Source organism: Lysinibacillus sp. FSL R5-0849, assembly GCF_038595075.1.
GTDB classification, from domain to species: Bacteria; Bacillota; Bacilli; order Bacillales_A; family Planococcaceae; genus Lysinibacillus; species Lysinibacillus fusiformis.
Map to the genome: position 1 here is coordinate 2,468,255 of NZ_CP152004.1, position 12,064 is coordinate 2,480,318.

Annotated in this window: 12 protein-coding genes and 1 riboswitch; of the genes, 5 read left to right on the plus strand and 7 right to left on the minus strand. The window is 39.8% G+C overall.

The annotated features are described in order from the left end of the window. The first annotated feature begins 27 nt into the window (after window positions 1-27). The 3 genes from MKY80_RS12025 to MKY80_RS12035 all read left to right on the plus strand — a co-directional run bounded on the left by MKY80_RS12025 (window position 28) and on the right by MKY80_RS12035 (window position 2,188). On the plus strand, window positions 28-366 hold the full coding sequence (locus tag MKY80_RS12025) for a DUF485 domain-containing protein (protein ID WP_025116302.1): 339 nt from the start codon (window positions 28-30) through the stop codon (window positions 364-366). Window positions 367-374: 8 nt separating this feature from the next. Next, window positions 375-1,919, plus strand: coding sequence for a sodium/solute symporter (locus tag MKY80_RS12030; RefSeq protein ID WP_043990796.1), 1,545 nt, complete (start codon window positions 375-377; stop codon window positions 1,917-1,919). A gap of 92 nt (window positions 1,920-2,011) precedes the next feature. Then, the gene (locus MKY80_RS12035; protein ID WP_164908714.1) at window positions 2,012-2,188 is read left to right on the plus strand and encodes a hypothetical protein; all 177 of its coding nucleotides are present in this window, start codon (window positions 2,012-2,014) and stop codon (window positions 2,186-2,188) included. A 60-nt stretch (window positions 2,189-2,248) separates the two neighbouring features. Here the strand turns inward: MKY80_RS12035 and MKY80_RS12040 are convergent, their stop codons facing one another. The 7 genes from MKY80_RS12040 to parE all read right to left on the minus strand — a co-directional run bounded on the left by MKY80_RS12040 (window position 2,249) and on the right by parE (window position 10,573). Beyond that, window positions 2,249-2,998: a TatD family hydrolase gene (locus MKY80_RS12040; RefSeq protein WP_008181306.1), complete on the minus strand. Its 750-nt coding sequence runs from the start codon at window positions 2,996-2,998 to the stop codon at window positions 2,249-2,251. After that, window positions 2,988-3,737 carry an ABC transporter ATP-binding protein gene (locus MKY80_RS12045; RefSeq protein ID WP_089987190.1) on the minus strand — a complete coding sequence of 250 codons (750 nt, stop codon included), beginning with the start codon at window positions 3,735-3,737 and terminating at the stop codon, window positions 2,988-2,990. The genes MKY80_RS12040 and MKY80_RS12045 overlap by 11 nt, the downstream gene beginning before the upstream one ends. Then, window positions 3,712-4,485, minus strand: a complete 774-nt coding sequence (locus MKY80_RS12050) for an ABC transporter permease (protein WP_239354672.1) — start codon at window positions 4,483-4,485, stop codon at window positions 3,712-3,714. The genes MKY80_RS12045 and MKY80_RS12050 overlap by 26 nt, the downstream gene beginning before the upstream one ends. Continuing rightward, window positions 4,482-4,775: a thiamine-binding protein gene (locus MKY80_RS12055; protein WP_008178760.1), complete on the minus strand. Its 294-nt coding sequence runs from the start codon at window positions 4,773-4,775 to the stop codon at window positions 4,482-4,484. The genes MKY80_RS12050 and MKY80_RS12055 overlap by 4 nt, the downstream gene beginning before the upstream one ends. A 1-nt stretch (window position 4,776) precedes the next feature. Then, the gene (locus MKY80_RS12060; protein WP_239354674.1) at window positions 4,777-5,772 is read right to left on the minus strand and encodes an ABC transporter substrate-binding protein; all 996 of its coding nucleotides are present in this window, start codon (window positions 5,770-5,772) and stop codon (window positions 4,777-4,779) included. A 155-nt stretch (window positions 5,773-5,927) separates the two neighbouring features. Further along, window positions 5,928-6,038: riboswitch (TPP riboswitch) on the minus strand. 123 nt (window positions 6,039-6,161) lie between these two features. Next, window positions 6,162-8,600, minus strand: a complete 2,439-nt coding sequence (gene parC / locus MKY80_RS12065) for a DNA topoisomerase IV subunit A (protein WP_008178756.1) — start codon at window positions 8,598-8,600, stop codon at window positions 6,162-6,164. Further along, complete coding sequence (gene parE, locus MKY80_RS12070; RefSeq protein ID WP_008178755.1) at window positions 8,597-10,573, minus strand: DNA topoisomerase IV subunit B; 1,977 nt, start codon at window positions 10,571-10,573, stop codon at window positions 8,597-8,599. Before parE ends, parC begins: the two co-directional genes overlap by 4 nt. A gap of 536 nt (window positions 10,574-11,109) precedes the next feature. Between parE and plsY the strand changes: the two genes are divergently transcribed. Together plsY and MKY80_RS12080 are read left to right on the plus strand one after the other, a co-directional pair. Continuing rightward, on the plus strand, window positions 11,110-11,712 hold the full coding sequence (plsY, locus tag MKY80_RS12075) for a glycerol-3-phosphate 1-O-acyltransferase PlsY (RefSeq protein WP_008178753.1): 603 nt from the start codon (window positions 11,110-11,112) through the stop codon (window positions 11,710-11,712). A gap of 19 nt (window positions 11,713-11,731) precedes the next feature. Continuing rightward, window positions 11,732-12,022, plus strand: coding sequence for a HesB/YadR/YfhF family protein (locus tag MKY80_RS12080; protein ID WP_008178751.1), 291 nt, complete (start codon window positions 11,732-11,734; stop codon window positions 12,020-12,022). Window positions 12,023-12,064: the final 42 nt, after the last annotated feature.

Sequence of the window (12,064 nt, forward strand, 5' to 3'; positions counted from 1 at the left end):
AAAATATACACAAAATGGGGAATGTTAATGGCGAACAATCAAGCAAAAAAAGGTGTCGTGATTGACTATGATGCAATTGCAAACCAAGAATCGTTTAAGTCTCTTGTACGCAGAAAGAACTCTTTTCTTTGGTCTATGACTGCCATATTTTTATTGGCCTACATGTTGTTACCAATTCTGACATCGTACACAACAATTCTACACCAAAAGGCATTTGGGGAAATTACTTGGGTGTGGATTTATTCCGCAGGGCTATTCATCATGACATGGGGGTTATGTCATTTATATGTAGCTAAAGCAAACAACTTCGACAGAGAAGCAAAAGCGATTATCGCAGAATATGAGAACGGAGGTGGCCGCCGATGAATAACGGAATGAGTTTTACAGCCATATTCTTCTTCGTAGCCATTGTTGGTTTAACATTAGTTATCACATGGTGGGCATCTAAACGTACATCTTCTGCAAGTGACTTCTATACAGCTGGCGGGGGCTTAACAGGCTGGCAAAATGGACTAGCTATCGCAGGTGACTATTTATCAGCAGCCTCTTTCTTAGGGATTGCAGGTGCAGTAGCATTATTTGGATTTGACGGATTCTTCTTCTCTATTGGTTATTTAGTAGCTTACTTAGTGGTATTATACATCGTTGCTGAGCCATTACGTAACCTTGGGAAATTCACTTTAGCTGACATGATTACAGCTCGTTTCAATAACTCAAAAGTACGTGGAACAGCTGCTTTAAGCACGATTACAATTGTTTTATTCTACATGATTGCACAACTAGTTGGTGCAGGAGCACTTATTCAATTACTTTTAGGTATCGACTACTGGGTAGCTGTATTGATCGTAGGTTTCATGATGACAACCTACGTATTATTCGGTGGTATGACAGCGACTTCATGGGTTCAAATTATTAAAGCTTGTCTTTTAATGCTAGGTACAGTTATTATCTCATTCTTAGTATTAAAAGAGTTTGGCTTCAGTATTGCAACAATGTTCAAAGAAATGTCTACAGCGACAGATAGTGGCGCTGCTTATTTAAACCCAGGTCTAAAATATACAAATGGACTTGACACAATTTCCATGTTAATTGCATTAGTATTAGGTACTGCGGGTCTTCCACATATTTTAATGCGTTTCTTCACTGTAAAGGATGCAAAAACGGCTCGTTCATCTGTTATTTGGGCTACTTGGATTGTAGGTATCTTCTACGTTTTAACAATTTTCTTAGGTTTCGGTGCAGCAGCATTCGTTGGAAAAGAAGATATTATTGCGGCTAACGCTGCTGGTAATATGGCTGCCCCACTTCTTGCAGAAGCACTAGGTGGCGACATTCTATTCTCATTCGTTTGTGCGGTAGCATTCGCAACAATTTTAGCGGTAGTAGCAGGTCTTGTACTTTCAGGTGCCTCTGCCCTATCACATGATATTTATGGGCAAATCATTAAAAAGGGTAAAATTACTGAAAAAGAGCAAGTTCTTGCAGCACGTATCGGTTCGATTACAATCGCTATAATTTCCATTTTATTAGCACTTGGTGCACAAACTTTAAACGTTGCGTTCTTAGTATCTTTAGCATTCTGTATTGCAGGCTCTGCTAACCTTCCAGTTATTATTTACACAATCTATTGGAAACGCTTTAATACAGCTGGTGCTGTTACAGCGATGTTAACAGGTTTAATCTCTGCTTTAGTATTAGTAGCTATGTCACCAAACGTATGGAATCCAGTTGAAGGCAAGGCGATTTTCGTGGGTGATCCGTTAATTATGTTAACGAACCCTGCCCTAATCTCTGTACCGCTTGGTTTCCTTGGTGGTTTCATCGGCACATTACTTTCTAAAGAAACTGATGATGCAAAATATCGTGAAGTTGACGTTAAAGCAAACACAGGTATTTCTGTACAGGACGTATCTCACTAAATCTATGTCATAAACCTCGTAAGTTCTTGCTTACGAGGTTTTACTTTTTCTTTCATTTTCGTTACTATAATTGTTAAAAGGAGGGAATGAAAATGGCTCAATCTAGGGCGAAAAAGAAGCGAATGCAAATAAAAAGAACTGTTGGCAAGGATGTAGAGAAAAATCGCCAATCCAATTCCTTCAGTACACATGAACGCACCACCAAAACAAAGACAGAGAAATTGAAGCATGATTTTACTAAACATAAAAAGCAGTATACGGATAATTAGTTTGTATCCTATACTGCTTTTATTATTGTAGAAAACACAAGTGTCATTTACAAAATTAGTTTAAAGTCGATAAAAGTTTGTCGTATTTTGAGTGATAATTTGAGCCGCTTCTTGTATAGACAATCCCTTGATGGCTGCAATCACCTCAATCGTCGAATGCATCATCCACGGAGACGTAGGTTTATTTGTAAATGGACCTTCAAACGGCCATGGACCATCTGTTTCAACCATCATTAATTCAATCGGGTAGATTTGAATTAACTGTTGAATTTCCTCTTCATACAATGCATCAGGCGTAACGGAGATAAAATAACCTTGCTGAATCATGCGTTTCACAACTGCCTCGTCCCCTTTAAACCAATGGAAATGTGCCTGACGAAGCTGATGCTTTTCTAGTAATTCGCACACAACGGTAGCATCCTCATACACAGCATGCAATACAATCGGTTTGTCCAACTCTTTCGCCAATACGATAAATCGTTCCAATAAAGCCTCATACGGACGAACATCCAAAGCTTGTTCTTGCCTTAAATAATAGGGTAAACCGACCTCGCCGACTGCTATCATCTCATCACTATGCGAGCGAATCCAATCAAATAAAGCCTTCTCTTCTATTTCACTCGGTAAAGGTTGCTCGGGATGGAAACCAAAAGCTGCCTTCACTTTGGGATAGACCTTCGCTAAATTCAACGTCTTTTGACAGGAGGACAGCTGCATACTTACCGCAATTAATGCCTCTACTTCTTCCAATAAAGAAGGTATTTCCACGTCCTTATACTGATCTAAATGAATATGGGCATCAATCAACATGCAAATCACCCTTTTCTTCCTGTAAATACATGAATAATTGTTGCTTCAAGGCTGTGAATGTGGCCGAATGACGAATTTCTTCTTTGCGAGGACGCTCAAACGGGACAATGATTTCTTTTTTCACCGTTGCAGGTCGTTTCGATAAAACAAGTATACGATCCGCTAAAAAGAGTGCCTCCTCAATACTATGTGTGACAAATAAGATGGATTTTCGATGTTCTTCCCAAATGGACAGTAGCCATGCCTGCATTTCCAGTCTTGTAAATTCATCGAGCGCAGAAAATGGTTCATCTAGACATAAAATAGGTTTATCACTGACAATGGCACGGATGAAGGATACACGTTGTTGCATCCCTCCAGATAGCTGGTTTGGATAAGCATGGCTAAAGGAAGCAAGTCCTACCTTTTCTAGCCACCCCTTTGCACGTTCAACATTAGGCTTTTGCTGCAGTTCCTCAACTATAGTTACATTCTCTAAAATAGTACGCCAAGGCAGTAGACAAGGCTGCTGTGGCATATAGCCAATTGTTCCTCTTTTTTGCAGGATATCCTCTCCATTTAATAAAATCACCCCTTGATCAACCGAAGAGACCCCACCAATTAATTGAAAAAGGGTACTTTTACCACTGCCGGATGGACCTACAATGGCCACAAACTCACCATTCTTGACATCAAAGGAAATATTATCAAGAACATGTAGACTGTTAAAGGACTTAGCGATGTTTTGAATGCTGAGCATGATAACTTCTCCCCTTTACCATTAATTTTTCAAGCAAACGAATACTACTAAATAACAATAAGCTTAACAAGACAATCGCAAAAATTGCGACAAACACTCGATCTGTACGGAAGGAGGATTGTGCTAAGGTCATGTATACACCAATTCCCTTTTTCGCACCAAGCCACTCCGCAATGACTGCCCCCATTACGCTATAAGTTGTAGCAATTTTTACACCTGAGAAAATAGCTGGGTAGGCATGTGGCCATTCTAGTTTCCAAAACGTTTGGGCCTTCGTTGCACCAATCATTTCAAAGTAATGCTTTAACTCGGGTGCTGTTTGACGAAAACCGTCCATTGTCGCTATGACAATAGGGAAAAAGCACACTAGACAAATAATGATGAGCTTTGGTAATAAGCCAAAGCCAAACCAAATAATAAGCAGCGGTGCTAACACAAGAATAGGTATGTTTTGCGACATAATGAGAATCGGGTAAAATAACGACCGAATGAAAGTAAAACGATGCAAAACAATTGCCACTGTTAGACCACAGCCAACTCCAATAGCAAGTCCTAGTAAAGCTAATTGCACAGTAGCCAGAGCATGTGGCAGGAACGTCTGATACGATTGAATGCCTTCTACTACAATTATGCTCGGTGCTGGAAGGAGCCATGGAGGAACATCAGCGATATGCACAACAAGCTCCCATATGAATAAGAGGAAGGCGATAAAAATTATCGTCCTTCCCTTTTGTAATGCCCGTTTCATGACTGATATTTCTCCGTTAATGTAGCCATTGTAATTCCATTTGGTTGATATAAAATTTTTACTTGTGTAATGACATTAATGGCTCCTAGCTCGACCATCTTAATATTCATTTTTTCAATGATTTGAAGGAGAGTTGTAAGCTCACCCTCCATCGTTGTTTCAAGTGGATGAACCTCATATTTCACACCAGATGCATTAATAACTGCAATGGCCGCATCTACATAAGGAATGACATCCTCATACTTCTCTGTCTTCGGAATAATTTGGACACTGATTAATGAATTTGCCATGTTATTTGGCCTCCTTTTTCGGTAAGAACTCATTCGTAAACGCTTGTTTAGCATCAAATTCGCCCTCTAATACTTTGTTGCTCGACATCCATTTAGCATAGTTTTCCCATACAGAAAGCTTTTGCTCACCCCATTGTTTAGCGTCATCCTGATACTTATCAGCCAACCACTCTTGGCTTTTATGCACTAATTCCTTATCTAAGTCTGGGGCTTCTTCTAGTAAAATATCGGCAGCTTCATTCGGATGCTCGATTGCATATTCATAGCCCTTCGATGCAGCCGCAACAAAAGCTTTGACGATGTCTGGATTGTTTTGAAGCATTTTTTCATTAGTTGCTAAAACAGGTGTATAGTAATCTAACTGATCACTGTAGTCCGTTAAATACAGCATATTAATCTTTTCCCCACGAAGCTCTGCCTCAATTCCTGTCCAAGCATAATAAATCCAAGCAAAGTCGATGTCTTTTTTCATCATTGTGAAGAAATCTAAATCTCCTGCATTGACAATATCTAATTTATTAATATCAGCGTTTTCTTTTTGCATTAATGATTGTAATACTGCTTGTTCGAGTGGCGCCCCCCAGCCACCATACGTTTTTCCTTCAAAGTCCTTTGGAGATGTAATACCCTTTGATTCTACAGAAGCAAATCCAGATGTATTATGCTGGATGATGGCTGCTATTGAGACAAGTGGCACATCCTGAACACGAGCCTGTGTAATGCCCTCCTGATAGCTCACGCCAAATTCTGCCTTACCGGAAGCTACGAGCTGATCGGCTCCTGCCTCTCCTGGCATAATAATATCAACATCTAAGCCCTGTTCTTCAAAATAACCAAGCTTTTTCGCAACATACAATCCTGTATGATTCGTATTCGGTGTCCAATCGAGAACCACTGACACCTTTTTCTTTGTATCAGCAGCTTGCTTGTCCTCCTTGTCGCTACAGCCTACTAACGTCATTAGTGCCGCTATTAAAATAAATAACCATTTTTTCATGCTAGGTCCTCCCAGTTTGTAATATGAAAGCGTTCAAGAATGAATGTTGTCACCAGAAGAAAGCGTAATATACGGTTGGTAAGATATTGATTGAAAAACAAAAAAACGCCTAGGATTCCTCCCAGACGTATTGCAATCAATCTCCAAAACTTTTGCTTTTTTGAATAGATGTTCCCTACGCTGGTACGAGCCAAATCAGGTTCAAAGGGTCAGTGTCTATCGGACACAATCTCAGCTAGCCATAACTAGCCCCCCTACATTCTTTCGCTATGAACTTTTCGATGATTATTATACCCATAGTTGATCTAAAATGACAAGATGCTATTTTTGGATAGTTGTTCCACTCCAACAAATAGCCCAGCTCTACAATATAGAGACTGGGCATGATTTTAGCTTGGTTTTTGTTCTTTTTTGGCCGTTAAGACATGGGAAATGGCTCCATCTGTTGCAATATCCACTTTAAATGAACCATTAGAATGACGATCAGCACGTGTCAATGCTTGAACATCAATAAACTCTTGGACGCCTTTTTCAGTTTCAATCACAACCTGCTCATCGTTTGTCGCTTGAATCACAGCGACAATTCGGTGAGGATTTGCTTTTAATTCTGTCAGGACTTTAAGACCACGTTTGGCACGACCTGCTACTTCTACCTCTGCGACATTCATTTTCTTGACAGCCCCTCGTTGCGTCACAATAACGACATATTGTGTTTCATCTGGCTGTAGAACATTGACCCCTACTAAAGCTTCTCCATCTTTTAACGTAATCCCTTTAACGCCGCCTGTTTTCACACCAGTAACTGGTAATTCCTCAATAGGGAATCGAATAGCATACGCCGTATCAGTTGTTAAGAGCAATTCCACATCATCCGTCATAAACGATGCATAAATCATTGCATCGCCCGCTTTAACATTCATTGTTTTAATCGGCTTCGAGTAACGCGTCACTGCATAATCTGCGAGCGGTGAACGTTTAATTTGTCCATCTTTCGTAGCAGTTAAAATATACGTATTTGGTTGTTCAAATGTTTCAAAGCCATAGACTGCAATAATTGATTCATCTTCACTTGTTGGCACAATACTAGAAATATGCTGACCAAGGTCCTTCCAACGAATATCAGGTAATTCGTGAACTGGCTGATAAATATAATTCCCTCTATTTGTAAATAACAATAGATGATGCTGCGTATTTAAGTTTGCTTCATACAATAAGTAATCGGAATCCTTCATCGCAAAATCTTGACCATTGGAAGCGGCATGGGATCGTGTAGAAGTACGTTTAATATAGCCATCTTTCGTGACAGTCACCACAACCTCTTCGCTTGGAACAAGGACATCTAATGTAATTTTAATTTCTTCTATTTCTTGTTCAATTCTCGAGCGACGCGGCTCTGTGAAGCGTTTTTTAATATCTAGTAATTCCTGTTTAATGACACGTACAAGCTTGGCCTCGCTTTGTAAAATTCCTTCTAGCTTGGCAATCAATTTATTTAAATCATCCTGTTCTTGGCGGAGCTCTGTAATATCGGTATTCGTTAAACGATATAATTGCAGGCTCACAATCGCCTCTGCTTGTACCTCGGTAAAATCGAACTTTGCTTGTAAATTGAGCTTGGCATCCTTCTTATCATTTGAAGAACGAATTGTCGCAATGACTTCATCTAAAATAGACAATGCTTTAATTAAGCCATCTACGATATGGGAACGATCCTTTGCCTTTTGTAAATCATATATAGAACGATTTGTGACCACTTCTTTTTGGTGAGTAATATAGGCGTCCAATAATAATGGCAATGTCATCATCGTTGGGCGACGATTATGAATCGCAATCATATTAAAATTGTAAGCTACTTGTAAATCTGTTGTTTTAAATAAGTACTGTAAAATCCCTTGTCCAGGAACATCCTTTTTCAGCTCGATTACGACACGTAACCCTGTACGGTCAGATTCATCACGAATTTCAGCAATCCCTTCAAGGCGTTTATCTACACGCTGCTCATCAATTTTTTTTACAAGATTCGCTTTATTCACGTCGTATGGTAATTCGGTAACAACGATTTGCTCTTTGCCACCCTTAATAGGTTCCACCACAGCCTGCGCACGGACAATAATTTTACCACGCCCTGTTTCATATGCCTTTTTAATGCCGTCCACACCTTGAATAATACCGCCTGTTGGGAAATCTGGACCTTTGAGTACCGTCATCAATTCATCCACTGTTGCAGTAGGCTTGTCTAAGCGCATCAATACAGCATCTAGCACTTCATCTAGTGCATGAGGTGGAATATCAGTTGCATAACCCGCAGATATCCCTGTAGAGCCGTTTACTAGTAAATTAGGGAAACGTGCTGGTAAAACAGTTGGCTCCATATCCTGATCATCGAAGTTTGGTACGAATTCAACCGTTTTCTTCCCGATATCTCGTAACATTTCACCCGCAATCGCAGATAGTCTTGCCTCAGTATAACGCATGGCAGCTGGCGGATCTCCATCAACTGAACCGTTATTCCCATGCATTTCAATGAGCATATGACGAGCTTTCCAATCCTGACTCATACGTACCATTGCCTCATAGACAGAGCTATCTCCGTGTGGATGGTAATTACCGATTACATTACCGACTGTTTTAGCCGATTTACGGAAAGGTTTTTCGTGTGTATTACCTTCTGTAAACATCGCATATAAAATTCGACGCTGTACAGGTTTAAGACCGTCACGTGCATCTGGCAACGCGCGGTCTTGAATAATATATTTACTATAGCGACCAAAACGGTCACCCATTACTTCTTCTAAAGGTAAATCTTGAAACTTTTCTGTGCTACTCATGCTTGGCCCTCCTCTTGTTGGATGAATTCATTTTCTAAAATGTTAGCATCATCCTCCATACCGAAGTCTACATTGGCTTCGATCCATTTACGACGTGGCTCTACCTTATCGCCCATTAACGTCGTGACACGTCTCTCTGCACGTGCACCATCCTCGATTGTGACACGAATTAATGTACGTGTGTCAGGGTTCATTGTTGTATCCCATAGCTGGTCTGCATTCATCTCACCAAGACCTTTATAGCGCTGTAATATGTAACCCTTTCCAACTTGTTTGATGGCCTTTTGTAAATCATTTTCTGTCCAAGCATATTCAATCACTTCTTTTTTGCCAGTCCCTTTAGAAACTTTATAAAGTGGCGGTAATGCAATAAAGACTTTACCAGCCTCGATGAGCGGACGCATATAACGGTAGAAGAACGTTAATAGCAATACTTGAATATGAGCGCCATCTGTATCAGCATCGGTCATAATGACTACTTTATTGTAGGCTGAATCCTCAACAGCAAAATCTGTTCCAACACCTGCACCAATCGCATGAATAATCGTTGAAATTTCTTCGTTTTTCATAATATCCTGAAGCTTGGCTTTTTCCGTGTTAATAACTTTCCCGCGCAGTGGTAATATTGCCTGGAATGTACGATCGCGACCTTGTTTTGCAGAACCACCCGCTGAATCACCTTCGACTAAATATAATTCATTTCTCGCCGCATTACGTGACTGTGCAGGCGTTAATTTCCCTGACAGAATCGTACTACCCTTTTTGTTTTTCTTACCATTTCGCGCATCCTCACGAGCTTTACGAGCCGCTTCACGTACTTGCTGCGCACGAATCGCTTTACGCACAAGAGATGCCGACAATTCAGCATTTTCCTCTAGCACATACAAAATTTGCTCAGACACCACACTATCTACTGCTGAACGGGCCTCACTTGTACCAAGCTTGCCCTTTGTTTGTCCTTCAAATTGTAATAAGTGCTCAGGAATACGGACAGATACGATAGCTGCTAAGCCCTCTCGAATATCCGTTCCTTCCAAGTTTTTATCCTTATCCTTTAATAAACCAATTTTTCTTGCGTATTCATTAAAAACACGCGTCAGAGCTGCTTTTGCACCTGTTTCATGGGTACCGCCATCTCGTGTCCGTACATTATTAACAAACGACAAAATCGTTTCAGAATAACCATCGTTATATTGGAAGGCGAACTCTACTTCAATATCATCTTGAATACCTTCCACATATTTCACAGGATGAAGAACATCTTTCTCTTCATTCAAATAAGCAACGAAAGCTTCAATGCCGTTCTCATAAAAGAACATATCATTTTTACCTTCCTCGCGCTCATCAATTAATTCAATTTTTAAGCCCTTTAATAAAAAAGCTGACTCCCTTAAACGTTCTGCTAACGTATCATAATTATATTTTGTAACAGAGAAAATCGTTTCATCAGGTAGGAAATGAACAAGCGTACCTGTCTGCTTCGTTTGACCAATTTCTTCAAGTGTTGTCACTGGATGTCCACCATGCTCGAAGCGCTGGCGATATTTTTTACCATCACGATGGATGGTTACTTCTAAAAATGTGGATAGCGCATTCACGACAGAAGAACCTACACCGTGCAAGCCGCCGCTCGTTTTATAACCGCCTTGTCCAAACTTACCACCTGCATGAAGGACAGTAAAAATAATTTCAGGAGTAGGTTTACCCATCTTATGCATACCAGTTGGCATTCCACGGCCAAAGTCGCGTACGCTAATACTCTGGTCTTTGTGAATCTTGACAATAATATGAGATCCAAAGCCAGCCAATGCTTCATCCACCGCATTATCAACGATTTCATACACAAGGTGATGAAGTCCACGGCCATCTGTGGAACCGATATACATGCCTGGTCGTTTGCGCACCGCTTCTAATCCTTCTAATACTTGTATAGCGTCATCATTATAGACGCTAGGTGACTGTTTATTCGTCAAAAAAATTCCCCTCCAAAAAACAAACACTTGTTCTATTTATGTTCTCATCCTAATAATAATAGCATTTCCTGTCAATAGTTAGCGACAGGTCCCATTAAATTTTTAAAAATTGCTCACAGTTTTAATATACACTTTAAATAGTAAACATCTTCAACAGTTGCTTAAAATTGGAATTTAAGCAAGACAGACTACCACTAGTATCCGTAAACACCTGACGCATCGTAGCTTATTTAGTTGCAATATAGTTGATGCGTCAATGTCATGTAAATGAATAAAGTTAGACTTCTATTCTACCAAAGGAATGAACGAATGACAAAATTGCCTTTTTGCCTATATTTTGATAAAGAATTTTTTCGTTCTTTCATCAATCATGCCTAAAAGCCTATCTCTAACTTACTTTAGTTTCTTTTGTATTGAATTCAAGACTCCTTACGAAATCTCCTTCATAACATTGTAGATTAGCAAGAAAAAGTGTAAAATACTTGTTACAAACTATTAGTACCAAGTGATGGACTATGAATGAAAGGAGTCCAACTATGATCAATGGACTTATTATTTTATGTGCTTATCTAATCGGCTCTATACCTTCAGGGCTATGGATAGGTAAAATTTTTTATAATACCGATATCCGAGAACATGGAAGCGGTAATCTTGGAGCAACCAATACGTTCCGAACATTAGGAAAAAAAGCTGGTATTGTTGTGACTGTGATGGATGTTCTAAAAGGGACTGCCGCTGTCTTACTAGCTGCACTTCCAATATTCTCAGACAGTTCTATCCATTCCTTAATCCTAGGTCTTGTTGCAGTGATTGGTCATATGTTTCCAATCTTCGCCAATTTCCGTGGTGGAAAAGCCGTTGCCACATCAGCAGGTGTTTTATTAGGCTATTCATGGCCATTGTTTGTCTTGCTCCTAATTGCCTTTCTTGTGACATTGAAAATCACAAAAATCGTCAGCTTAACATCTATGATAGCCGCTTTAGTAGCACTTATCTATTCAATCGTTTATTATTTTGTTACAGGTGACTTTGCATTAAGCATCTTGGTAGCCTTTTTATTTACCTTTATTATTTATCGTCATCGTGCCAATATTGTACGTATTAAAAATGGCACCGAGCCAAAGGTAAAATGGCTGTAAGAAGAGAGGAGCATTCGCTATGAAAATTGCACTGACAGATGAAGCCCTACAATGGTTCAAACAAGAGATGGAAGTAGAACCTGGCGATACTATTCGCTTTTATGCACGCTATGGTGGCTCAAGTCCTTTTCACGAAGGCTTTTCACTAGGCATGACGCGAGAAGAGCCCATCGGCATTGGAGCAGAAGCAGTCATTGATGGCGTAACCTATTACATCGATGAAAAAGATTTATGGTTCTTTAACGATCACAATCTACATGTGGACGTGGATGCTAGTTTAGATGAATTACAATACGAGTATCGTACATAAAGCAGTATTTTCCTTTCAGTCTCTGAAAGGAAATACTGTTTT